Consider the following 24512-nt stretch of genomic DNA (forward strand, 5'->3'; position numbering starts at 1 on the left):
GGCCTCTTTCCGGGGGGAGGTGGGGCGTGGACGTGGGGGCGTCATGCGGCCGCCGGGGCCGCGGAGGCGTGCGCGTGCCCATGCGCGGGCGCGTGCGCGGGCGCGTGCGCGGGCGCGTGCAGCGCCAGCTGCCGGCCCCGCCACCGGGAGCGCAGCCTCCGGTCGTGGCTCACGAGGACGACAGCTCCCGGGAATCCGGCGAGGGCGGCTTCTAACTCCTCGATCAGGGCGGGTGAAAGGTGGTTGGTCGGCTCGTCCAGCAGCAGGACGTCGGCCGGTTCGCAGACCGTGCGGGCCAGCGCGAGCCGCTGCCGCTGCCCCGCGGAGAGGTCCGCGATCCGCACCTCCAGGCAGCTGCGGTCCAACAGCCCCAGGGCCAGCAGCCGTTCGGCGTGCTCTTCGGCGCTGCCCGCCCGCCCCCGCCCGAACGCGGCGAGCGCGCTGTGCCCGGCCGGACCGGGCTCGGGCAGCTGCGGCAGGTACACCGTCCGTACGCCGCCGGGGCGAACGACGTGCCCCCGGTCCGGGACGGCCGTGCCGGCCAAGACGTCCAACAGGGTGGTCTTCCCGACCCCGTTCGCACCCGTGATCAGGATGCGGTCACCTGCCGAGAGGCTCAGGCCCACGGGTGCCAGCCGACCCGCCACCGCGACCCCGGCCGCGTGGAGCAGCAGGCCGCGCGCACCGGCGCCGCGCAGCGTGGGTGAGAAGCGCAGCGGCTCCGCCGGCGCGGGCACCGGGTGGGCGAGGAGCCGGTCCAGGCGCTCCCGGGCGTTGCGGACCCGGGAGGCCAGCGAGGACTGGACCCGCCCCGCCGCACGGTCGTACGCCATCTTGTTGCCGTCCTTCATCACCCGGCCGGGTGCCACCCGGCGGGCGGTCACCGAAGCGGTCTCGCGCAGCCGGGCCACCTCGGCGCGCCAGGCGGCGTGGGCGTCGGCGCGGCGCTGCCGCTCTGCGGTCCTGGCGGCCAGGTAGCCGGCGTAGCCGTTGCCGTACCGGGTGACGAGGTGGCGGTCCGCATCCACCTCCCACAGTGCGGTGGTCACCCGGTCGAGGAACACGCGGTCGTGCGAGACGGCGACGGTCGTGCCGGCACGGCCCCGCAGGTGGTCTTCGAGCCAGCTCAGGGCGTTGTCGTCGAGGTGGTTGGTGGGTTCATCGAGGAGGAGCACCTCGGGCGCGGCCACGAGGAGGGAGGCGAGGCGCAGGCGGACCCGTTCCCCGCCCGAGAGGCGGCCTACGGTGCGGTCCCGGGGCAGCTTCACCAGGCCGAGGCCGTTCAGGGTGCGCTCGACGCGTGCGTCGGCGTCGTATCCGCCGCGCAGTTCGTACGCGGCCAGCAGGTCGGCGTACTCCGTGAGGACGGTGGGCCGGCCGGCTTCCCGTCCCGCCCCGTGCTCGATCCCGTCGGCCATGGCCGCTTCGAGCAGGCGCATCCGCCGCTCCATGGCGTGCAGTTCGCTCAGGGCGCGGTCGAGGATCCGCTGCACGGTGTGGTGGGCGGGGAGCTGCTCCTCCTGCGCGAGGTGGCCGATCCCGCCGTCGGCGTGCGCGAAGACCTCGCCGCGGTCGGGGACCTCCAGGCCGGCGAAGAGGCGGAGCAGCGTGGACTTGCCGGAGCCGTTCTCCCCGACCACGCCGAGGCGCCCTCCGGCGGGAACGGAGCAGGTGACGGATTCCAGGACGAGGCGGCCGTTGTAGGACTTGGTGACGTCAAGGGCGCTGAGCTGTGCGGTCATGGGGGTGTTCCGATCGGTCGCAGCGGTGGGTGGGTATGGAGGGGTGCGGGACGAACGCGCTGCTGTGGACCATGGGAACCACTCCCTAAAGAGACATTAGTTGCGTTAAAATCCTTGCATGGACTCTCCTCCCTCCGCAAGCGATCTTCCTGAACGGGTCGTCCGCAAGCGCACCGGCGGTCGCGGCGCCCGGATCCGCAGCCAAGTCCTCGCGGCAGTGGGCGAGCTGTTGGTCGAAGACGGCTACGACCGCCTCACCGTGGATGCGGTGGCGGCCCGCGCGGACGTGCACCGGACGACCGTCTACCGCCGATGGCGGGACGTGGGCGGGCTGCTCGTCGATCTGCTCGATTCCGCCTCGGACGACTCCTGGGGTCCGCCCGACACCGGATCGCTGGAGGGGGATCTCACGGCCCTGAACCAGGAGGTCTTCGACGCCCTGGCCGGCGACCCCACCCTCACCACGGCCCTGATCGCGGCGTCGTTCCGGTCCGAGGACGCAGCCCGGGCCCTGAGTGGCTTCTGGGACGACCGCTACGCACGCTCGGCTCCGGTCGTCACGCGGGCGGTGGCCCGGGGTGAAGCTCCCGCCGCCACCGACCCGCGCGCCGTCCTCGTCACCGCGACGGCCCCGCTCTACCACGAACTCCTGCTGCTCCGGGCCACAGCCGACCCCGCGCTCCCGCGCCGGGCCGCCCGCGCCGCGACCACGGCGGCGCGGGCGGGGGCCTTCGCCTGCCCTGCTCCCGCGGACGGGTAGCGGCCTGCCGCTCCGCCCGGCCGCCGCTAGCGCCTGCGGTCGACCACCGCCAGCAGCTTCCCGCTGGTGGCCGTACGGGCCAGGTCCGCTCCGTCCACCGCCTCGACCGTGAAGTCGAGCAGCTGCTCCGCCACCGCCGACCGCACCTCCGGGTACGCCGCCAGGAAGGCCTCGCGCGCCCGGTCCGGGTCCGGGGCGTGGGTGCTCTCCATCCGGAGGGTGAGGCCCTCGCGGGCAGCGCCCGCGGTCAGGACGGCCTGGAGCTCACCGCCGTACCCCAGCCGCTCCCCCGCGATGGACACGAAACGGCGGTAGTTGAGGAAGTACGTGGCCACGCGCATCACCTCTCCCAGCCGCCCCAGCAGTTCGAAGCGCGGGGCATGACTGCCGCAGGGGCAGCGCCCGGGCAGGGCGCGTCCGAGGTCACCGATGACGTACCGGTCGAGGTGCTGGCCGCGGCGCGCCCGGGTGGTGAAGACGAGCCGGCCGGTCTCCCCCGGTGCCACCGGGCGGTCCTCGTCGACGTCGACGATCTCCAGGGTGTGCAGGTCGGCGTGCAGGTGGTGGACGCTGCCGGCGCTGTGCGTGCACTGGTAGCCGAGGGGACCGAGGTCGGTGCTGCCGTAGGTGATGGAGTGGATGACCTCGATGCCGAACGTCTCGGTGAGGGTGCGGCGCTGCTCCTCGGTGAAGTGCTCGCCGCCGTAGTAGATCTTGCGGAGGCCGCCGTAGGAACGCAGGAGGCCGGCTTCCTCGTGCAGGAGCTGCCAGAGGTAGGAGGGCATGCCGAAGAGCGTGTCGACCTCGTACGCGGCGATCATCTCCGCGGTGGCCCGGTGGTCGGAGCCCGCCGCCATCGGCATCTGGACGCCACCGAGGCGCTCCAGGATGGAGAAGAAGCTGATGAACCCGCCGTACATGCCGCCGCAGTAGAAGAGGTTGGCGGTACGGTCGCGGGCCGGGTCGTAGCCGGCCGCGAGCAGGCCGCGGGCTGCGGCGCGCATCTGCGTGTCGTAGTCCTCGTACGTGAACAGCGACAGGGCGGGCGTACCGGTGCTGCCGCCGCTGCGGAAGTACAGCTCGGCGTCGCCCCGGTCGACCCCGCCGTTGAGCTCCTGGACGGCGGCCTTGTCCAGCAGCGGCCCGGTGGCCGGCGGGAAGACGGCCGGGCGGGCGAGGTCGTCGAGGCAGGCGGTGGTGGCGAACCGCTCGTCGGCCTGGACGGCGACGCGGCGGCTGTAGCGCTGGAGGGCGTAGACACCGTCGTGCGGTTCGCCGGCGTAGCCCGCCGTCATGGCGCCGACGGGGGTGACCCGGGTGGCCCCGGCGGCCAGGACCAGGCCGGAGAGCTCGGCGGTGTCGGTGCGGCTGCCCGCGATGCCCGCCGTCTGGAGGTAGCGGCGCATCGGGCGCAGCGTGCCCATGAGGTCCTTGCGGGGCAGCGGTTTGACCCAGACGCTGCGGTGCAGCGGTGACGCGGTGAGGGCCGGGCGGGTGTCGGCCATGACGCGCCAGGTGCCGTCGGGGGCGGCGAGGACGCGGGTGAGGCCGAGGTGCTCCTCCAGCCGGGCGAGGTGCTCGGTGGTGGTCAGTTCGGCGTACTCGGCCGGGTCGAGGTCCGCCTCGGCGGGGGCCGGCTGCGCGGCCAGGGCCGCGGCGAGGCGCTCGGCGAACGCGTGCAGTGCGTCGGTGTCCACGGTGTCGGTGTCGAGGTAGACGACCTGGGGGCTGGAGCAGGCCTGCTGCTCGAAGCGGCAGACGTCCTCGGCGAGGGCGGTCAGGGTCGCCCCGTCGGCCCAGGCGTCCCGGGTGAGGTAGGCGAAGGAGATCTTGTGGCCCCACTCCACCAGGCGACAGCCGGCCGGGACGTGGGCGGCGACGCCCTCGACGGCGCCCTCGCCGCCCCAGACCGCGACGGCGTCGGCGGGGGCGCACATCAGGCGCAGCCACTCCTGGCGGGAGGAGGGGAAGCGCAGCACGATGATCCGCTCGGCGAGGGCACCGGTCGGGTCCTGCGCGGCGAGTTCGGCGAGGAGGTGCTGGGCGAGGAAGGTGTCGGAGCTGCTGGTCTTGAGGACGTTGACGTTCCCGGCGAGGAGTCCCTCGATCAGGCTGAGCGGGGCGACGGTGGCGGCGTTGCCGGGGGCTATGTGGGCGACGAGACCGACGGGCGCCCAGGCCTCGTAGACCGTCTCCTTGGCGTCGGGGCGGTTCAGCCGCTGCGGGGCGGTGCCGCCGAGTTCGCGGCGCAGCTTGCGGGTGAGGGCACCGCGGCTGAGGAAGTCGGCGAGTTCGCCGAGGAGTTCGCCGGCGTCCGCTTCGCCGGCCGCGCCGTCGGCCCCGTCGCCGCCCGCCGGCAGGTGCGGGGCCAGCCGCTCCCGTACCCGGTGGCCGGGGTCGCGCAGCGCGCGGGAGAGCGCGTCGCAGGCGGCCAGGACGGTCTCGGTGTCCAGCGGCGCGGCGAGCGCGGCCTCGACGGCGGCGGGCAAGGTGGCCAGGCGGCGGGCGGCCTCCTCGTCCCCGATGAAGGTGCCCTGCCAGTAGTGGTGGTTGATGGTGTCGGTCATGACATTCCCTTCATCAGTTCGGCGGCGGCCACGGCACAGCTGCGGTTGCGGCTGACGCCGGCGCGGCCGTGGATCGTGAACCATTCGGTGGCCAGCTCGCAGCCGCACTCCTCACCCGGGTGCAGGGAGGCGAGGTCGCCCATGACGACGCTCTGCGCCGGTACGGAGGTGATGTACGGGGACACCAGGTGCAGATAGCCGCGTTCGCCGTACGGGAGGGGTTCGAGGGTGCGGGTGGAGCGGATGAAGACGCGGGACCAGACGGGTGCGTGGAGGTTGTGGTGCGAGCACTCGATGTACGGGATGCAGTGCTCGACTGAGCCGAAGGTGTCGCGGATGCGTTCCGAGGGGATGCCCAACTGCTCGGTGACGCGCGCGTACAGCTCGTGCTTGCCGATCTGCCGGTCGGTGTGGCCCTTCCAGCCGCCGCCGAGGATGATCAGCGAGCCTTCCGGCAGCTCCAGCGGGGGCAGGCCCATGGCCCGCATCCGTTCCAGGGTGAACCAGAGGAAGGCCGGGAAGCCGAGGATGCGGACGGGTACGTCGTCCTCGGCGAAGCGGCGCAGCGCGGCGACGCAGCCGAAGGGATCGAACTCGTGCCCGTTGCCGGTGTTGCGCAGGGCGTACTCGACCTGCCGGGCCGGCGCGAAGTCGCACAGGTAGTTGTCGGTGAACGAGGTGCCGAGGTTCAGGTCGCGGGCGGGCTCGTAGCTGTAGAGCAGGTAGTTGACCGGCTGGTCGGGAGTGATCCAGCCGTTGTGGTCGAAGATGCGGGCGACCATGCGCTGGGCGGACCGGATGGTCCACTCGTCGAAGAACATCTGCGACTTCTGTCCGGTGGTGCCGGAGGAGGTCAGGTGCAGGTGCACCTGTTCCTCGGGTACGGACAGGACCTCGTGGCGCTTGAAGAAGTTCGCGTGCACCAGGGGCGCCGCGTACGGGGTGTCCGGCCGCTCGCCGTCGTACAGGCTGCGGAAGAACGGGGAGCGGTCGCGGTGCCAGGCGTTGGTCTGCGCCATGGCTGCGGCGAACAGCTCTTCCTCGGCGGGGCCGTAGGTGTACGGCTCGGTCAGGTCGCACAGCTGCTGCACCCGGTCGAGGGCCGCGGCGTCGGGGACGTCGACGGGGGCGAGATGGGGTTTCGAGGGGGTCGTGGCAGGAGTCGCGGAGGGGGTCGTGGAAGGGGTCATGAAGCAGCCTCACGTACGGGCAGATGCGTCGACGCCCAGGCCGACACATAGGAATCGAGGAAGGGCCGGAGCGGCGGGTCGACGACCAGGCCGCGGAAATCGATGTGCTCGGCGGTGCGGGACATCACCACGTAGTCGTGGAACCCGTCCCCGTCGCGGCGCATGGCCGGGTACAGGGCCCCGGCGATGAAGCCCTGGGCGGCGAAGGCGGAGAGCGCGGCGTGGTGTTCCAGGGGTACGAGTGCCTCGACGTAGCCGGCGCCGGCGCGGGTCAGGGTCCGGGTCACCGGCTCCAGCCAGCCCGCGGCGGCTACCGGGTCGGGGTGGGCGGCGACCAGGGCGCAGTAGCCGCCGGTGCGGTTGAGGTAGGCGTACACCTCGAAACCGCCGTCGTCGGGGGTGAGGAGGACGTTGGGGGTGTGCAGCGGGTAGAACCAACGGCCGGTGTCGGGGAAGTGCTCGTGGAAGCGGCGGCGGACGAAGGCCGGCGCCTCGATCATCTCCAGCGGTCGTGCGGCGGTCCCGGCGGGCGCCGGCACCGGCGGGGTGGGCCGGGCGTCCGCGTAGCTGATGCCGAGGCTCGCCTCGGCGGTGCGCAGGAGCGGCAGCAGGGAGGCGGGCACCTCGGCGACGGGCACCCGTCGGTCCAGCACCCCGGGCGAGTGACGCGCGTAGAGTGCGAGGCTCTCGCGGCTGCTGAGGTCCACTGCGTTGGGCAGGATGCCGAGGGGGCGGAAACCGTTGCGGGCCACGACGCGCTGGGGTCCGGCGCTGACCGTCCGGACGGTGGCGTACACCGAGTCGAGCGTCCCGGCGTCGAGCGTGCCGGCGCAGACGGCCTCGGTCAGCTGCCCGGCGAGCCCGGATCCGCGCTGGTCGGGGTGGACGGCGAGCCCTTCGAGGCGGCCGATGCGGCTGCCGGGTTCGCTGTGGACCGCGGCCGATCCGGCGAGGACGCCGGTCCGGGGGCAGCGGGCGACGAGCCAGAGGGTGTGCGGGTCCTGGATGAGCCGGGACATCTCGGCTGGGTCGGTGCCGAGGGCCGTGGGGTAGTGCGGCCCGTAGACGGCGTAGTAGAGCTGGCGGAGATCGGCGATGTCGGCCGCGGTGGCCTGCTCGATCGCGGCGGTCATCGCGCGCCTCCTACGGGGGTCTGCGCCGGCGCGGGCGCGGAAGGGGTCGCGGCGGCGGTTCCGGCCGCCGAGCGCGAGTGGCCGGGCAGCAGGGCCAGGGCGAGGGCGGCGGGTACGAGTCCGGCCGCCTGGACCAGGCACAGCGTCTGCGCGCTGAGGTGGTCGCCGAGGAACCCGAAGAGCAGCGAGGCGACCGGGAAGGTCGAGCCGAGGACGGCCTGCATGACCGCGAAGAACGCGGGTTTGTCGGCGGCCGGGACCAGCCGTTGGAACAGGGCGACGAAGCGGACCCCGATCACCCCGACGCACCAGCCGGTCACGAGCAGGCTCCCTGCGATGACGGGCCGGGCGGCGATCAGGCCGGGGACGGCGAGGGCGGCGGCCATCGTGGCCAGGCAGGCGGTGCCGACGACGGCCGGCCGGCCGGGCACCCGTGCACCGGTGAAGGAACCGACGAGCGTGCCCACGCCGAGCGACGCCTCCAGGAGGGCGACGGTGGCGCCGTCGCCGTGCAGCACCGAGGCGGTGTACAGCGGCATGACGACGAAGACGGCCGTGGTGAACAGGTTGGCCGCGGTGAAGCAGAGCAGGATGCCGCGGACGTACGGCACGGCGCCCAGGATCTGGCGCAGGGTCCGGCGCGGAGCCCGCGATTCCGCCTCGGCCGCCTCGGCGACGGCGTCCGGGACGGGACCGGCAGCGGCAGCGGAGGCCGCAGTGCGGAAGCGTACGGTCGCGATGAGCAGGGCGGCCGTGACGTACGCGGCGGCGCAGCCCGCGGCGAGGCCGGCCACCCCGGCCCCGTCCACGACGAGGGCGCCGAGCAGGGCTCCGCCGAGGCTCGCCAGAGACTGGGTGGACAGCTCGAAGCCCGTCGCGGCCTCGATGTCCCCGTCGTCCACGAGCTCGGGCACGGAGGTGGTCAGGCACGGGTCGAAGAAGGCCTGGCAGGTCGCCAGGGCGAGGGCGGCGGCGTAGGCCGCGGCGACGGGCAGGTCGCTCGCGCAGGCCCAGACGGCGAGCGCGGCGGCGGCCGCCCCCGCGCCCCCGGCCGCCGTGCGCAGCAGCGAGCGGTGGGCGAAGCGGGCGATGGCGCGGGCCACGAGCGGCGCGAGGACGACGGCGGGCAGTGTGCTGACGGCCATGAACAGTCCGGCCGCGGAGCCGCCGGCTCCGGAAGCGGCGTCGCTGATGAGCCACCAGGAGACGCCCACCTGGAACATGCGCACGGCGGCCTGGGTGAGGACCTGGCCCAGCCATACGGTGCCGAAGGCGCGATTGCGCAGGACGAGGGGCAGTCGGCGGCCGGCGGGAACGGTCGGCGCGGTCATGCGGTGGGCCTCTCGTCGATGACGCGGACGAGCTTGCCGGAGCGGGTGTTGACCACCAGGTCGCGGTGGCGGGCCCATTCGACGTGCAGCGGGTGGACGAATCCGGCGGCCACGCTGTCGGGGTAGAGCGGCCGGGCGGTGTTCAGCCCGTTGACGACCTCCTTGGCGAGCACGTCCAGGACGGCCGGGTCCTGGCCGGGGGCGGTGGCCAGGCGCAGGACGAGGCCGTCGCGGCCCTCCCAGCGGCGGACGACGAGCTGCATGCCCGTGACACGGCCCTCGGTGTCGGCTTCGGCGACGCAGTCCGTGGCGTCCTGCCAGTACAGCGAGACGGGTCCGACGCGTACGCCTTCCTCGGCTCGGCCCAGGATCCGGAACGCGCCGCCTTCGGTGTCGGTCCACTCCGCGCGGTCGCCGGCGGGGTAGCGGATGACGGGCATGAGGCGGCGGAAGAGCTGGGTGACGACGACCCGTCCGGGGCGGCCCGGCTCTCGGATCGGCTCGCCGGTGCTCTCGTCGAGGATCTCGACGACGGTGTGCGGGGCGAACGGGCGGTGCGTGCGCGGGTCGGTCCCGGCCACCGGCCGGCCGAGCAGGCCGCCGTCGACGCTGGCGTAGCCGAGCGAACGGGGCGTGGCCTGCGGGAAGGCGGCCGCGAGGAGGCGGCGCTGATCGGCGAAGAGGGCTTCGCCACCGAAGAACAGGAACTCGACGCCGGGCAGTTGGCGGCCGGTGGAGGTCAGGTGCTCGGCGAGGCGGCACAGGGTGGTCGGTGTGCCGGCGACGACCTGGGCGGCGAAGTCCTCCAGTGTGGCAGCCGTCGAGTCCAGCGGGGCGCCGCCGCCTATGGGCAGCCGGACGTTGGCGACCGGAGCGTGGGCGAGCGAATCCAGGATGAACAGGAAGCTGGCGTAGAGCTCACCGGCGTAGAAGAGGTCGGCGACCCGGTGGCCGGGGCGCAGGCCGGCGTCGACCATCCCGGAGCCGAAGGCCGTGACGAACTCCCGCCATTCCTCGCGGGTGTAGCAGGAGAAGCGCGGGGTGCCCGTGGTGCCGCCCGTTTTGAACACGACGGCTTCCCCGAGGGGCGCGGTCAGGACGCCGTTGTCGTGCAGGGTGTTGGCGGCCCAGAACTTGTCCTGGTCCACGACGGGGACGTCGGTGATCCGGCTCACGTGCGGCGGCAGGTCCGCATAGAGGTCGGCATAGAAAGGGGAACGGTCGCGGGCGAAACGCACGAGGTCTGAAAACTGCTGGACGGGCATGCTGCCTTTACCTCGAAAGATGAAAGTGGAAAGAGACAGGACGCAGGCGACGCGTCGGGGAGTGGTGGAACTCACACCACTCTCATCCGTTGATCAGTCAACAATGCGTACGTTGCGCACAGTTGGCGAGCGTGGCCTCAACCTGATGTCTGTTCACATGATGAGACAAGAGGAACGCACCGCCAAATCGATCGAGGCCGCCCCCGGCCAACGACCACAGACTTTCGGCCCGCGGGGCCGAAACCGCGCCGACGATTGCGGAGCTCCGTCACGACAATGCCCGGAAACCCGCGGGGTTCCTTTCCCGGGAAATCAGCCGCATTGCAGATGACGCCTTCGGCCATATCGATCGGCACAAAAATCCGGCCGAACTCCCGCCGCGGGAGCGGACATTGACCACTCCGGCCGAGAACGCAACCAAGCGCGGCGTGTCAGCCAGTCGTCCGGATTCGGGGTCGTTCGACCGCCCTTCCCCGCGCCCGGGACAGAGCTGCTCGGCCGCGGCGGCGGGACGCGCCCCCCGTGGAGGCCTGCCCGCCGACGCCACAGCGCTTCCCGGCGCTCACCTCGGGGAATCCGCTCGCCTCCGGTCACCCGCTCACCCGGGCAGCCGCCCGTGCGTGTCCCCGCAGCCCAGGAAATCGTTTGCCCGGGCATGACGACGACGCGCTCCACGCTCACCACCACGGCGCGGCACCGGGCTGCGGATGACGGCGACCGCCTCCTCTACGTCCCCCGGCAGGCGACCCACGCGGCCGCGGCCGCCCCGCTGTTCGAGCAGCTCGCCCGGGAGTGGGCGGCCCGCGGGGCCACCGTGCCGGGGCGGCCGGACCCCGCCTGGCGGCGGCTGATCTCCTGGGAACACTTCGAACGCGAGACCGCCGCCACGGTCCGCGACCTGCACCTGCGCGGCCCGGAACCCGCGCCCGAACCCCTCTCCCCGGTGAACCCGCCCCGGTGGAGGCGGGTATGAGGCCGTGACCGGCGGCCGGACGGTCACCGTCCGGCGAGGGCCCGGCCGACGACCAGCCGGATCGCGCTGATCGTCAGGTCCGGGTCGTGCAGCTGTACGTAGTGGTCGCTTCCGGTGGCCAGGAGGTGCGGGGTCTGGTTCCCCAGCTCGACCAGGGCCTGCTGGACTTCGGGCCAGGCGCGCTCAAGCGGCGCGAGGACGGCCTCGGGGCTCCCCGCCGGGACCGCGAAGGGCTCCGTCTTGCTGAGCACCGCCATCGGGACCTTCGGCAGGGGCCTCGCCGCCTTCACCGCGGCGGCCGCGCCGTCGACGTCGACCTTCTCGAATGCCGGATCCGCGTCGAAGGGCGTACCGGGTTCGTTGAGCAACTTCAGGTACGCGGGCCACTGCGCGCCGAAGAACGGTTCCGCGTTCGTGCCGAACGCGTCGACGAAGACGAGGCCTGCGGTGTCGGCCGGGTGTTGCTGGGCGTACAGCCGGGTGATCATTGCGCCGAAGGAGTGGCCGACGAGCAGGTACGGGCCGGGCACGTGCGCCGCGGTCAGCAGCTCGTCGAGGTCCGAGGCCATGGCGGTGAGGGAGCGCGTGCCGGTGACGGGCGTGCTGCGGGTGGTGAGCGCCGGCGGGTTCGTGTAGCGGATGGTTCCGGGCCGGTCGTACGTGCACACCCGGGCGAAGGCCGCGACGCCCGGGAACACCGCCGGTGACTTCGGGACGGGCGGCCGGGTGTCGGTGAAGGTCCAGGTGTCGGACGAATCGTGCAGCCCCGGTTCCAGGACGACCGTGGGGCTGCCGCTCCCCTTGCAGCTCAGCCAGAGCTTTCGGCCGCCGCCGATGTCGATCCGGCCGGAGAAGTCCCGCGGCGCCCGGCCACCCGGCCCGGAGGCGGAGGCAGACGCGGAGGCGGACGCGGCCTGGGCGCCGCGGAGGGCCGTCGTGCTCGCGCACCCGGGGACCGCGGCCAGTGCGGTCGCGACCAGGGCGGCGATCAGGAGGGCAGTCCGCTGTCGCATCCGCTCTCTCCGTTGCTCGTGGGGCTCGCGGGGCTCGCGCGTGCCCGGCCGTGTCCGGCCGATCATCCGGTACGAGCGGCCCGATCCGCGGGACCGCCGCACGGCGCCGGCGCGACCGGAGGACGCCCCCACGACGCCGGACGGGGACCGGTGTGCGGTGGGTGGCCCCCCGCTACCGGTCCCCGGTCCCGATCTCGATCCACGTCCCGGTCAGGCCTTCTTCGTACCGCCCGTGCCCAGGCCCACGCCCACCAGCACCGCTGCCGCGACCACGATCGCCGCATCGATCGCCAGGACCGTGCGGACCCCGCCGAGGAGCGATGCCTGAGTGGTGGCGAGCACTCCGAGCAGCGGGATCCCGATGGTCAGGCCGACCTGCTGCGTCGTGGTGACCAGGCCGGTGGCCAGCCCCTGCTCCGCGTCGGGCACCCCGCTCGTGACGGTCAGCCCGTACGAGATGATCGCGCCGAGGTGGCACATGCTGGCCACCGAGACGGCGAGGGTCGCCACCAGCGCGCCGGACTCGGGCCCCACGGCCAGCAGCGCCGCGGTGAAGACGCCCTGGCCCAGCAGCGAGCCGATCAGCGTGCCCCGTGCCCCGAAGCGGCCGATGACCTTCGGCGCGTACGACCCGGCGAAGGCGGAGGCGATGCCCTGGACGCCGAAGACCAGACCCGTCCGGAAGGAGGACAGCTCCAGCGTCTCCTGGAGGTACAGGGTCAGGACGAAGACGACCGTCGACATCATCGAGAAGGTGATCAGACCGCCGACGTTGCCCCAGGCGATCGTGCGGCGCTTCAGCATCGGCAGCGAGACCAGCGGGGCCGGGGTCCTGGACTCCACGAGGGCGAAGGCGACGAGCAGGAGCAGTCCGGCGAGGAGCGTGCCCCGGACGTCCACGCCACCGAACCCGCGCTGGGCCGCCGTGGAGAGGGAGTAGATCAGCGCGAGCAGGCCGCCGGTGACGGTGATGGCGCCCGGTACGTCCAGGCGCGGCCGGTCGGTGGTCCGCGACTCGGGCAGCAGACCGGGGGCGAGGGCGAGCACGATCACTGCGGTCACCGAGAGCAGCCCCATCGTGGAGCGCCAGCCGAGGGTGTCGGTCATGACTCCGCCGAGGACCATGCCGGTGGTGAAGCCGAGGGAGAGCAGGGTGCCGGAGATGCCGACCGCCTTGTCGCGCAGCGGACCCTCGGGGAACGTGGTGGTCAGCAGGGACATGCCGGTCGGCACGATCACCGCCGCGCCGAGACCCTGCAGGGCCCGCCCCGCCAGGAACGACGCCGGGTCCCAGGCCAGGGTGGCCAGCAGCGAGGCGGCTCCGAAGAGGCCGAGGCCGACCAGGAACGTCTTCTTGCGTCCGTACAGATCGGCGATGCGGCCGAAGAGGAGGAGGAAGCCCCCGGAGGGGAGGGCGAAGGCGGTGACCGCCCATTGGAGGGCCGACCGGCTCAGGCCCAGGTCCTTGCCGAGCACCGGCAGGGCCACGTTCAGCACGGAGAAGTCGAGCGCCACCATGAACTGGGCGGCGCAGAGCACGAAGAGGACCAACTTGGCCCGGCCGGTGAGCCCGTCGGTCCCGGGGAGCGCGCTCCGGGATCCACCGTCCGGTGCCGGTGCCATCGTCGAGGTGGTGGTCGTCGTATGGGTGTCGATTGCCATGGCCACCACCCTGGTGGCCGGGGAATGCCCGTGGAGAGTGGGAACTTATCCTGTTGGTGGCACCACCAGGCAGCCGACAGGGGGAGTTCGTGGCTACACCGATCGACAAGCACCGGCGTTCGGAACTGCGCGAGTTCCTGATGAGCAGGCGGGCGCGGGTCACGCCCACCCAGGCCGGTCTGCCCGACGGCGGAGCCCGCCGGCGCACCCCGGGCCTGCGCCGGGAGGAGGTCGCCGTGCTCTCGGGCGTCGGGGTGTCGTGGTACCAGTGGCTGGAACAGGGCCGGGACATCACGGTGTCCCCGCAGGTCCTCGACTCGGTGGGCCGGGTCCTCAAGCTGTCCAGCGCCGAGCGGCGGCACCTGTACGTCCTGGCCGGACTCAATCCGCCCGCCCTCGAAGTGGCGCCCGCCGACCGGGATATGTGCCAGGGCCTGAAGCGGCTGATCGACGCCTGGATGCCGTTCCCCGCGCACATCATGGACGTGTACTGGAACACGGTGCTGTACAACGACGCGGCCGCCCTGGTCCTCGGCATGCGCCCGGAGATCGTGCAGAACTGTCTGATCGCGTTCTTCACCGACCCCATCTACCGGGCCCGTTCCAAGCACTGGGAGCAGATCGCCTGCAGCGTCGTCGCCCAGTACCGGGCGGCGTACTCGGAGTGGCCCGACGACGAGGGGTTCAGGGCCGTCATCGAGGAGGCGCGGGAGGTCAGCCCGGAGTTCGCCGTGCTGTGGGACCAGCGGGACATCCGGCCCGGCGGCCAGATGGAGAAGGAGCTGGAGCACCCGGTGGTGGGCACTTTGTTCGTCGAGTCGACCCAGCTGCGCGTGCCGGCCCGGCCCGACCTGTCGATCGTGCTGCACACTCCGGTGCCGTCCACCGACACGGCGGAGCGGCTGGAGTGGCTGACGTCCCCGGAAGGGCGGCGCGGGACCATGTACCCGATCGCCGGTTGACCCCGTCTCCTGCGCGGACACGAGGAAACCTCCTCAGAGGATCACACGAGAGCATTTCGGGCATATCGCAATGAAATAGCACCGCAACGGTCCCGCTTGAGCGGCCAAAGTGGCGTGGGGTTAGCATGTGAGCGCCGCCTAGCTCGAAAGATAAACCTGTGACTGTCAATGACGACTCGTTCACCAACTGGAAGAACCGCGAGGAGATCGCGGAGTCGATGATCCCGATCATCGGGAAGCTGCACCGGGAACAGGACGTCACGATCCTGCTCCACAGCCGCTCCTTGGTGAACAAGTCGGTGGTCAGCATCCTGAAGACCCACCGATTCGCCCGGCAGATAGCCGGCGGGGAACTCTCCGTCACCGAGACGCTGCCGTTCCTGCAGGCCCTGACCACGCTGGACCTGGGGCCGTCCCAGATCGACATCGGCATGCTGGCCACCACCTACAAGGCCGACGACCGCGGCCTGTCGGTGGAGGACTTCACCGCCCAGGCCGTCGCCGGCGCCACGGGTGCCAACAAGATCGAGCGCGGCGCCGGCCGCGACGTCGTGCTGTACGGCTTCGGCCGCATCGGCCGCCTCGTCGCCCGCCTGCTGATCGAGAAGGCCGGCTCCGGCAACGGGCTGCGCCTGCGCGCCATCGTCGTCCGCGGCGGAGGTGAGGCGGACCTCGTCAAGCGCGCCTCGCTGCTGCGCCGCGACTCGATCCACGGCCAGTTCAACGGCACGATCACCGTTGACGAGGCGAACAGCACGATCGTCGCCAACGGCAACTCGATCAAGGTGATCTACGCCAACGACCCGTCCGAGGTCGATTACACGGCGCACGGCATCAAGGACGCCATCCTCATCGACAACACCGGCAAGTGGCGCGACCGCGAGGGCCTCTCCAAGCACCTGCGCCCCGGTATCGACAAGGTCGTCCTGACCGCCCCGGGCAAGGGCGACGTCCCGAACATCGTCCACGGCGTCAACCACGACACGATCAAGCCGGACGAGCAGATCCTGTCCTGCGCGTCCTGCACGACCAACGCGATCGTCCCGCCGCTGAAGGCCATGGACGACGAGTTCGGCGTCCTGCGCGGTCACGTCGAGACCGTCCACTCGTTCACGAACGACCAGAACCTGCTGGACAACTACCACAAGGCCGACCGCCGAGGCCGCTCCGCGCCGCTCAACATGGTCATCACCGAGACCGGTGCCGCCTCCGCCGTCGCCAAGGCGCTGCCGGACCTCAAGGCCCCGATCACCGGCAGCTCGATCCGCGTCCCCGTCCCGGACGTCTCGATCGCCATCCTGAGCCTGCGGCTGGGCCGCGAGGCCACTCGCGACGAGGTCCTCGACTACCTCCGCGACGTCTCGCTGAACTCGCCGCTCAAGCGCCAGATCGACTTCACCACGGCTCCCGACGCCGTCTCCATGGACTTCGTCGGCTCGCGCCACGCCTCGATCGTCGACGCCGGTGCCACCAAGGTCGACGGCGACAACGCGATCCTCTACCTCTGGTACGACAACGAGTTCGGCTACTCGTGCCAGGTCATCCGGGTCGTCCAGCACGTCTCCGGCGTCGAGTACCCGACGTACCCGTCCCCGGCGGTCTGATCCCGTCGTAGGCGCGTCGCCCTCACGGCCCGTTCCACCGCCCATCCCGGGCGGCGGGGCGGGCCGCGCGCTTTCCCGTTGCAGGCCGTCGGCAAAACTCGGATGTGTACCGCACTGATGTGCTGTTAGGTTCCTCGTGTGCCGAAGTTGAATCAGATCATCGCAGTGGAGAAGGGCGTCAAGTCCAAGTCTCTCCAGGAACTGACCCAAGCCCATCAGGACGTCCAGAAGCCCGCGTTGCTCGCCGGCATCTCGCGGACGTACCAGCCCAAGGACGAGGAGGGCGAGCAGCTGCCGCCCGAGTCCACGCGGGTGCAGGTCAAGGCGGAGGACGTGCTGCGCGCGACGGCGGGTACGCTGACGCGGCTGTTCGACGTGACGGCGACGAAGGACTGGGCGAACCGCACGGCGGCCGCGGACGTCGTCGTCGACGGAACCGTCCTGCTGCCCCGGGTACCGGTCCCGTACCTGCTGTTCCTGGAGAAGCAGCTCACCGACCTCCACACGTTCGTCCGCAAGCTCCCGGTCCTCGACGCGTCGGAGGCGTGGAACCTCGACCCCTCGACCGACTCGTGGAAGACCGACCCGGTCCGCACGATCCGCACCAAGAAGGTGCCGCGCAACCACGTGAAGGCCGAGGCCACGGAGAAGCACCCGGCCCAGGTCGAGGTGTACTACGAGGACGTGCCCGTCGGCTACTGGACGACGGTGAAGTTCTCCGGCGCCCTGCCGGCCCGCCGGGTCAACGAGCTCCTCGACCGGGTCGAGAAGCTCCAGCAGGCCGTCAAGTACGCCCGCGAGGAGGCCAACGGCGCCGAGGTCGACGACCAGCGCGTCGGTGACGCGGTGTTCGGCTACCTGTTCCGGTAGCCTCAAGATCGCCCCCTTGTGCGAGCGGGGGGGTGCGCGCACAGCGCGCAAAAGCTGAAACTGATGTTGAAGCTGACCAAGGGGTGTCAATTGGGGGTTCGAATCCCTCCCCCGGCCCACGTGCCGGGGTGGCCCAAGCCGGCAGAGGCGGCCCCGTAAAACTCAGATTCTCGCTCCAGTCTCAGCATTCGCCGCCGAACGCCGGATCGACCGAGCGCGGACGATCATCGATGGATGGGGGTTCAAGTCCCCCCTGCGCCTCTCTCGTGGCGCGGTAGTTCAAAGGCAGAACACGTCGGTCTCAGAATGATCCGCGACTCTTAAACGCCGCCGGTGTGCGCAATTGGGTGGCAAACTGGAGCCCGGGAGCTGGATATGCTCCCGGGCTCCGTCACGTCCGCGGCTCCTCATGTTCGCGGCTCCTCACGTCCGCCGCTCCTCCTGGGCGAAGCGCAGCAGGAGCAGGGCGATGTCGTCCGTGCGGGGGGCGCCTGCGCGGGCGTGGTCGATGAGGTCGTCCGCCAGCGCCCTCACCGGGTGGCCGTCGGGGGTTGCGGTGATGCGGGCGGCGACGGCGGCGATGCCCTCCTCCAGGTCGTCACCGGGGACCTCGACCAGCCCGTCGGTGTAGAGCGTCAGCAGGGTGCCCGGCTCGAACGGGATCTCGACGGCCGTGTACGAGGCGTCCCGGTCGATACCGAGGAGCAGGCCGGGCGGCAGGTGGAGCATCTCGGCCGGGCCGCCGGCGTGGCGCAGCAGCGGCGGCGGGTGGCCGGCCGTGGCCAGGTGGGCGGTGCGGGCCGCGAGGTCGATGTGGGCGTACACGCAGCTCGTGAACAGTCCGGGTTCGAGGTCGGTCAGGAGCCGGTTGGTGCGGGCGAGGACCTCCGCCGGGGGCTCGCCGGCGGTGGCGTGGACGGCCGTGCGGACCTGGCCCATGAGGGCGGCGGCGTTCACGTTGTGGCCCTGGACGTCGCCGATGGCGGCCGCGACGGTGGTGTCGTCGATCCGGATCAGGTCGTAGAAGTCGCCGCCGATGTCGAGCCCGTGCGCCGCCGGGAGGTACCTGGCGGCCACTTCGAGGTGCGGGACACCGGGCAGGACGCGCGGCAGCAGGCCGGTCTGCAGGCTGTGGGCGAGCTGGTGGGTGGAGTCGTAGAGGCGGGCACGGTCCAGGGCCTGGGCGATGAGTCCGGCGAGGGAGGTCAGGATCGCCCGTTCCCCGGGGGCGAAGGCGTGGGGGCGGGCGTAGGCCAGGATGAGGGTGCCGATGGGCCGGCTGGACGCGATGAGGGGCAGGAACGCCCACGCGGCCATGCCGTCCCCGATCACGACGGCCGGGAAGGCGGTTGCGAGCTCGCCCGCGGACGCGAAGAACAGCGGCTCGCCCGTGCGCAGGCCGTGGGTGCTGGCCGTGTGGATGCCGAGGGGGATGCCGTCGTAGCGGGCCATGAGCTCGGCCGTGTAGCCGCGGTAGCCGACGATGCGCAGGCGCTGCTCCTCGGCCACCAGGAGGGCCAGGGCCTGGGCTCCGATCGCGGGGACGAGCAGGTCGGCGGCCTGATCGACGACGTCCCGGGCGTGGACGGCCTCCGTGAGGGCTGCGGCCAGGTGCATGAGCTGGTAGAGGGCGGTGGCCCGGCTGGGCGAGGGCTCCAGGGGGACGCCCGTCGGGGTGGCGGGCGCCGGGACGGGCTCGTCGGCGGCGACGGAGCTGATGCGGACGCTGATCCCGGTGTCGTCCGGGTAGAGGTCGAAGCGCAGGTACCGGCCGATCGGCGGCGCGGCGGTGAAGCTGCGGGGCTGCCTGCTGATCGCGGCGGCCCGGTAGTGGTCCTCGATGACGGGGGTGTCCATCCAGGGGAGGGCTTCCCAGGGCAGGGCTCCGCGGAGCCGGGAGACGGGTGCGCCCAGTAGCTCGGCCGCCTCGGGGGTGATGAAGGTGATCGTGCCGTTCAGATCGAGTGCGCAGTTGCCTCCGGGCAGCCGGCGGATGAAGGCCATGGCGGCGGCCGCCTCGACCGGTCCGGGCGTGGGAGGGGGAGGCGGTCGCAGCATGGCCGGGTCCGCCGGCGGACGGACGGGGTGGCCGGCCTCGGCGGCCCGGCGCAGGAAGTTCGCGAGACGGCCGCACGCGGAGTCCACGGCGGCGCGCTCCCGGTCGTTCAGGTGGGGCCCGTGGGAGCCGGGCCACAGGAGGACGAGACCGGCCCCGGTGGGGCCCGCCGGCTCGGGGGCCGGGTCGGGGACGAGCGGGGCGGCGGCGAGGGCGAAGTCGTACGGCAGGACGAGGCCGAGGCGCGGGTAGCGCCGGGCCGTTTCCTCCTGGCCGCCCAGCCAGACGAACCGCCGGTCGCGGACGGCGTCGGCCACCGGGATGACGTCGTCCAGAACGACGCGGGACCAGGGCAGCGCGAACTCGCGGGACAGGCCGACGGTCATCGCCAGGTGCAGGACGCGCCGGGCGGCGTCGGGCAGGTAGAGCATGCCGATGGACGCCCCCGCGGCCCCACAGGCCGTGACCAGGGCCTCGCCGAGCGCCCGCTGGTCGGCCTCCGCTGCGGGCCCGGCCCCTTCGGCAGTACCTGCCGCCTCGGGGTGCTCGGCCGCCTCGGGGTGCTCGGCCGGCCCGGGCTGCTCGGCCCCCTGGTCCCGCCCTGGAAGGTTTCGCACCCGTCCATGGTCCCCCCACACCCCGCCCGCGCGTCGGCATCCGCCCGCTCCGGCGAGCCCGTGCCGGGCGAAGTCCGACGCGCGGCTACCGAGCGTTACGCATAGGGGTCGAAGGGGATCGGGGGCTTCGAGGCGTTCAGGGCGTCGTTGAAGCGACTGTCGGTGATCTTGATCGTGGCGGAGCCGAAGTCGGCGTTCATCAGCTTGTCGCGCAGGCTCGCCGGGTAACCGTTCCAGCCGACGAGGCGCGGGTAGAACCAGTTGCCGGTGTGGTTCTCGGCGGGTTCGTCGTTGCCGTTGGCGAGGCGGTAGAAGTGCGTCGAGGCGCCGTCCTTGTGGTAGACGACCTTGGCGTGCGTCCCGTCGAAGCGGACCTGTGAGCGGGGGTACCACTTCCAGCCGCTGTGCTGCGAAGTCGACACGTACTGGACCTCGTTGTCCTTGATCCAGACCACCACGTGCTCGAAGTCGTGGCGGTGCCCGATGGCCAGGGGGCCGAGCGTGGCCTGGTCCTTCTCGAAGTAGCCGGCATACATGACCGCGCACCAGCCGTTGTTGCACTTCTCGCGGGAGTACGTGTTGGAGTTCTGCAGTTGCGCGTAGTCCCGGCAGTGGCCGTTCACCGCTCCGCCGGGCTTGAGCCCGGGGTTGAGGGTTCCGCTGCTGCTGATCGCGGCGGTGGCGTAGCAGCCGTCCCCGTCGTAGTCGAAGGCGGGCGAGAAGGTCTGTTCGAGGCCGTCCGCGTTCTGCGGCAGGGCCGGTATCACGTCGGCGACGGCGACGGCCGGAAGGACCATCACGAGCGCCGCCGCACCGAGGCCCGCGGTGGTGAGGGTCCGGCGTACCCCCGCCCACGGCCGGGGCAGGGGCCGGAGCCGGGGCCGGGAAGCCCCGGCCGCGGTGGCTTCGTTCGTCGTCCTCGTCGGTGACAGCAGGCTGCGCACATCATCTCCTTGACCTGACGGGTGGCTCCGGGCACGGGGAGCCGGGAACCGGGGGAACCCTAGCCCGGCCACGTTCAAGTCCGGTTCGAGTCAGGCGAATTCCAGGTGTACTCCGATGCGGCGTCGAGGAGCCACTCGGCGAGGTAGCCGGCGAACGAGGAGCGCACCAGGACCCTGAACCCGGGCCCGGCTTCTGCGCGCGCGAGCACCACCTGGGCCCGGGCCAGTGTGGTCTGGGCGCAGCGCCCGGCTCCGAAGGAGCGGGGGTGCAGGTCGAGGGAGCAGCCGTGTGCGAGGAGTTCGGCGGCCCGGGCCCCGCCGACGAGCAGGGTGGTGCGCTGCGCGGAGACGTCGACGACGGCCGCGTGCCGGTCTCCGACGGCCTCGCGCAGGCGGGCTTCGAGGTGCGTCCGGGTACCGGCCGGGCCGATGACGAGCCATTCGTCCGGGCCCAGCCACAGCGCCGCGAACTCGCCACCGCGGGCGAGCGTGTTCGGTTCCAGGGGCAGGGGGAAGCCGAGGGCGGGCCCGACGGCGTCGGAGGCCGGGCCCTTGGGGTCGAGGCGTACGTCGACCTGGGCCAGGAAGGGGAGTTCCGCGAGCCGCAGGGCTCCGCCCGAGGCTCGGGTGGCGGCGGCGAAGCGTTCGGCGTACCGCGACAGGGGGCTCGGCCCGTCGCGCCGGGCGGTGGTGTCAGCCATCGCGACGTGTCCCCTCGGGGTCGTAGAGCGGGGTGCTCGCGACGGTGACCGGGACCAGGGCGTCGCCCACGGGTGCGTACAGCCGGTCGCCGATGCGGTCCCGGCCGCCCTTGACGAGGGCGAGTGCGAAGGTCCGGCCGAGTGCCGCGCTGCGGTAGGCGGAGGTGACGTGGCCGAGCATCGGCACCGGCGGTTCGGGGAGCGCAGCGGTGGCGACCAGCTGGGTGCCTTCGGGCAGCAGGACGCCGGGGTCGTCCGGCAGCAGGCCGACGAGGTGCTTGCGGTCGGGCCGGGCGGTGTCGGTGCGGGCGTGGGAGCGTTTGCCTATGAAGTCGGGCTTCTTGCGGGAGACGATCCAGCCCATGCCGAGGTCCTGTGGGGTCACGGTGCCGTCGGTGTCCTGGCCGACGATCGGATAGCCCTTCTCGGCGCGCAGGACGTGCATGGTCTCGGTGCCGTACGGGGTGATGCCGAAGGGGCGGCCCGCCTCGTACAGCGCCTCCCACAACTCGGGCGCCTGCCAAGGCAGTACGTTGATCTCGTAGGCCAGTTCGCCGGAGAAGCTGATCCGGCACACGCGGGCCGGGACGGCGGCGACGGCCGTGTCCCGCCAGGCCATGAACGGGAAGTCAGCTGCTTCCACGGCGAGTTGGGGGGCGAGCTCGCGCAGGACGTCCCGGGAGCGGGGTCCGACGAGTGCGACGGTGGCCCACTGTTCGGTGACCGAGGTGCAGTGCACGCGCAGTTCGGGCCATTCGGTCTGGAGCCACTCCTCCATCCAGTCCAGTACGGCGGCGGCGCCGCCGGTCGTGGTGGTGACGAGGAAGCGGTCGTCGGCGAGGCGGATGGCGGTGCCGTCGTCGAAGACCATGCCGTCGGGGCGGCACATCACTCCGTAGCGGCACATGCCGGTCTTCAGCGTGCTCATCACGTTGGTGTAGAGCCGGTCCAGGAAGACCCCGGCGTCGGGCCCCTGCACGTCGATCTTGCCGAGGGTGGAGGCGTCCATGAAGGCCACGCCCTCGCGGGCGGCCCGGCACTCGCGCAGCACCGCGGCCGCCATGTCCTCGCCGGGCCGCGGGTAGTACCGCGGCCGTTTCCACTGGCCGACGTCCTCGAACTCGGCGCCGTGCGCGAGGTGCTGCTCGTGCAGGACGGTCACCCGTACGGGGTCGTGCAGCGGGCCCCGGTCGCGGCCGGCGAGCGCCGCGAAGGAGACCGGTGCGTACGGGGCGCGGAAGGTCGTCGTGCCCAGCTCGCCGATGTCGACGCCGAGCAGGTGTGCGACGACTCCGCTCGTGAGCACGCCGGAGGTCTTGCCCTGGTCGTTCGCGGTGCCGGCCGTGGTGTAGCGCTTGAGGTGCTCGGCCGAGCGCAGGCCCGCACCGGTCGCGCGGGCGAGGTCGGCGACGGTGACGTCGCGCTGGAGGTCGACGAAGCAGCGGGCGGGGTCCGCGCCGGGGACCACCCACAGGTGGCGGGCGGGGGTGCGGGGCTGCCGGGCGACGGCGGGGAGCGGGAGCGCCCCGTGCACGGCGAAGCCCTCGGCTTCGAGTGCCCGGGCTGCCGCTGCCCGGCCGTCGGCCAGGCAGCGGGAGAGGTCGTACTCTCCTCGTGCCGCTCCGGCGGCCTCCACCGCCTGTCGGCAGCCGTCGGGTACGAACGTGCCGAGCGCGGTGTCGTACCGCAGGCGCCCGCCGGCCTGGCTGAACAGGTGGACGACCGGGTTCCAGCCGCCGGAGACGAGCAGGACGTCGGCCGGGACCTCGCGGACGGCGCGGGCCTGGCGGACGGCGGAGCCTTCGCCGGGACCGGACACGGTCACCGAGGAGACCCGGGGTGCGCCCGCGGTGCCCGTGACCACGTGCCCGGCGAGCACGTCGATGCCGGCCTCGGCGGCGCGCACCGCCCACTGCCCCGGCTCGGGTCGGGCGTCGACGACCGCCGCGACGGCCACGCCGGCCGCGGCCAGGTCGAGGGCGGCGGGGTAGGCGCTGTCGTTCGTGGTGAAGACGACCGCGCGGTGGCCCGGTACGACGCCGAACCGGTGGAGGTACGTACGGGCGGCCCCGGCGAGCATCACCCCGGGGCGGTCGTTGTCGGCGAAGGCGAGGGAGCGTTCGTGGGCGCCGGTCGCGAGCACGACCCGGCGCGCCCGGATCCGCCATACCCGTTCGCGGGAGACGTGCGCGGGGGCCAGCGCGCCGAGGTGGTGGGTACGGCGCTCCACGGCGAGCACGTGGTTGTCGTCGTAGTGGCCGAAGACGGTGGTGCGCTGCAGTACGCGCACCTCGGGAGCGACTCGCAGTTCCGCGGCCGCCGCGGCCACCCATCCGGGCAGCTCGCCGGTGCCGAGCAGGCTGCCGCCGGGTTCGGGCCGGTCGTCGGCGACGACGACGCGCGCGCCGCTGCGGGCGGCGGCGGTCGCCGCTGCGAGACCGGCGGGGCCCGCGCCGACGACCAGCAGGTCGCAGTGGGCGTGCACGGCGTCGTAGCGGGCGGGGTCGGGTGTGGTGGCGAGCCGGCCCTGGCCGGGGAGGCTGCTCGCGACGAGCCCCTCGTACAGCTCGATGGTGGTGGCGGGCAGCATCGGCTCCGGGAAGGGCGCCTCGATCTGTACGACGGCGCCCGGCTCCTCGACTCCGGCCGTGAAGATGCCGCGCGGGCGGCCGAGCCTGATGCTGCTGCCCGCCCGGTGGACGCCGTGGGCGAGGAGCGCGGAGGCGAGGGTGTCGCCGCGGTAGCCCTCGTACTCGACGCCGTCGAAGCGGAAGAGCAGCGGCTGGTCGCGGTGGACGCGGCCCCGTTCGGGCAGCCGGTAGGGGTGTTCGGTCACGGGTTCACCGGCCTGGGCTCGCCGCTCCGGTAGACGGCCCGGATCTCGTTGGTCGCCGTGTCCCGGACGGCGTTGAACCAGCGGCGGCAGCCGTCGGCGTGGTGCCAGCGTTCGGCGAAGGGGCCCTTGGGGTTGTCGCGGAAGAAGAGGTAGCGGGCCCACGCCCCGTCGCTCAGGGCCGCGGGGTCCGCGGGGTAGGGCACGTGCGCCTGGCCTCCGTAATGGAATTCGGCCTCGTCACGTGGCCCGCACCAGGGGCAGGGGATGAGCAGCATCGTCTCGGCTC

The 24512-nt window shown here is 72.6% G+C and carries 16 protein-coding genes and 1 pseudogene; 5 read left to right on the forward strand and 12 right to left on the reverse strand.

Annotated features, from left to right (window positions below; all coding sequences use genetic code 11):
• Positions 1–41: 41 nt before the first annotated feature.
• Positions 42–1742, reverse strand: coding sequence for an ABC-F family ATP-binding cassette domain-containing protein (locus tag OHA65_RS04260; protein ID WP_405761230.1), 1701 nt, complete (start codon positions 1740–1742; stop codon positions 42–44).
• Between the two features lie 118 nt (positions 1743–1860).
• On the opposite strand from OHA65_RS04260, the gene OHA65_RS04265 reads away from it, so the two are divergent.
• Positions 1861–2502 carry a TetR/AcrR family transcriptional regulator gene (locus OHA65_RS04265; RefSeq protein ID WP_327281729.1) on the forward strand — a complete coding sequence of 214 codons (642 nt, stop codon included), beginning with the start codon at positions 1861–1863 and terminating at the stop codon, positions 2500–2502.
• A gap of 26 nt (positions 2503–2528) precedes the next feature.
• On the opposite strand, the gene OHA65_RS04270 is transcribed toward OHA65_RS04265, so the two are convergent.
• From OHA65_RS04270 to OHA65_RS04290, 5 genes are read right to left on the reverse strand one after another with little or no spacing between them, the layout of a single operon-like run.
• Complete coding sequence (locus OHA65_RS04270) at positions 2529–5069, reverse strand: acyl-CoA reductase (protein ID WP_328761620.1); 2541 nt, start codon at positions 5067–5069, stop codon at positions 2529–2531.
• Entirely contained in the window at positions 5066–6259 is a 1194-nt protein-coding gene (locus tag OHA65_RS04275; protein WP_327281731.1) for an acyl-protein synthase, read from the reverse strand. The genes OHA65_RS04270 and OHA65_RS04275 overlap by 4 nt, the downstream gene beginning before the upstream one ends.
• On the reverse strand, positions 6256–7392 hold the full coding sequence (locus OHA65_RS04280; protein WP_405754555.1) for a GNAT family N-acetyltransferase: 1137 nt from the start codon (positions 7390–7392) through the stop codon (positions 6256–6258). Before OHA65_RS04280 ends, OHA65_RS04275 begins: the two co-directional genes overlap by 4 nt.
• The gene (locus OHA65_RS04285) at positions 7389–8723 is read right to left on the reverse strand and encodes an MFS transporter (protein WP_405754556.1); all 1335 of its coding nucleotides are present in this window, start codon (positions 8721–8723) and stop codon (positions 7389–7391) included. Before OHA65_RS04285 ends, OHA65_RS04280 begins: the two co-directional genes overlap by 4 nt.
• Positions 8720–9988: an AMP-binding protein gene (locus OHA65_RS04290; protein ID WP_327281734.1), complete on the reverse strand. Its 1269-nt coding sequence runs from the start codon at positions 9986–9988 to the stop codon at positions 8720–8722. Before OHA65_RS04290 ends, OHA65_RS04285 begins: the two co-directional genes overlap by 4 nt.
• Before the next feature lie 655 nt (positions 9989–10643).
• Here OHA65_RS04290 and OHA65_RS04295 point away from each other — a divergent pair.
• On the forward strand, positions 10644–10961 hold the full coding sequence (locus OHA65_RS04295) for a hypothetical protein (protein WP_327281735.1): 318 nt from the start codon (positions 10644–10646) through the stop codon (positions 10959–10961).
• A 23-nt stretch (positions 10962–10984) separates the two neighbouring features.
• On the opposite strand, the gene OHA65_RS04300 is transcribed toward OHA65_RS04295, so the two are convergent.
• Positions 10985–11974, reverse strand: coding sequence for an alpha/beta hydrolase (locus OHA65_RS04300; RefSeq protein ID WP_327281736.1), 990 nt, complete (start codon positions 11972–11974; stop codon positions 10985–10987).
• Between the two features lie 210 nt (positions 11975–12184).
• Positions 12185–13636, reverse strand: a complete 1452-nt coding sequence (locus OHA65_RS04305) for an MFS transporter (protein ID WP_405761234.1) — start codon at positions 13634–13636, stop codon at positions 12185–12187.
• A 140-nt stretch (positions 13637–13776) separates the two neighbouring features.
• Between OHA65_RS04305 and OHA65_RS04310 the strand changes: the two genes are divergently transcribed.
• The 3 genes from OHA65_RS04310 to OHA65_RS04320 all read left to right on the forward strand — a co-directional run bounded on the left by OHA65_RS04310 (position 13777) and on the right by OHA65_RS04320 (position 17072).
• The gene (locus tag OHA65_RS04310; protein WP_405763366.1) at positions 13777–14598 is read left to right on the forward strand and encodes a helix-turn-helix transcriptional regulator; all 822 of its coding nucleotides are present in this window, start codon (positions 13777–13779) and stop codon (positions 14596–14598) included.
• A gap of 158 nt (positions 14599–14756) precedes the next feature.
• The gene (locus OHA65_RS04315) at positions 14757–16202 is read left to right on the forward strand and encodes a glyceraldehyde-3-phosphate dehydrogenase (RefSeq protein ID WP_327281738.1); all 1446 of its coding nucleotides are present in this window, start codon (positions 14757–14759) and stop codon (positions 16200–16202) included.
• 138 nt (positions 16203–16340) lie between these two features.
• Positions 16341–17072 (forward strand): hypothetical protein, encoded by a 732-nt coding sequence (locus OHA65_RS04320; RefSeq protein ID WP_327281739.1) that lies wholly within the window; start codon positions 16341–16343, stop codon positions 17070–17072.
• A gap of 423 nt (positions 17073–17495) precedes the next feature.
• On the opposite strand, the gene OHA65_RS04325 is transcribed toward OHA65_RS04320, so the two are convergent.
• From OHA65_RS04325 to OHA65_RS04340, 4 genes and pseudogenes are all read right to left on the reverse strand, one after another.
• Positions 17496–19745 (reverse strand): SpoIIE family protein phosphatase, encoded by a 2250-nt coding sequence (locus tag OHA65_RS04325; protein ID WP_405761237.1) that lies wholly within the window; start codon positions 19743–19745, stop codon positions 17496–17498.
• Between the two features lie 95 nt (positions 19746–19840).
• Positions 19841–20542 (reverse strand): NPP1 family protein, encoded by a 702-nt coding sequence (locus OHA65_RS04330; protein ID WP_371646752.1) that lies wholly within the window; start codon positions 20540–20542, stop codon positions 19841–19843.
• Positions 20543–20763: 221 nt separating this feature from the next.
• Positions 20764–21390, reverse strand: a complete 627-nt coding sequence (locus tag OHA65_RS04335) for a sarcosine oxidase subunit gamma (RefSeq protein ID WP_405761240.1) — start codon at positions 21388–21390, stop codon at positions 20764–20766.
• A pseudogene (locus OHA65_RS04340) lies at positions 21383–24501 on the reverse strand (sarcosine oxidase subunit delta family protein). Before OHA65_RS04340 ends, OHA65_RS04335 begins: the two are co-directional and overlap by 8 nt.
• Between the last annotated feature and the right edge of the window lie 11 nt (positions 24502–24512).

Origin of the sequence: Streptomyces sp. NBC_00045 (assembly GCF_045041095.1) — a bacterium.
In the GTDB taxonomy this organism is placed as follows: domain Bacteria; phylum Actinomycetota; class Actinomycetes; order Streptomycetales; family Streptomycetaceae; genus Streptomyces.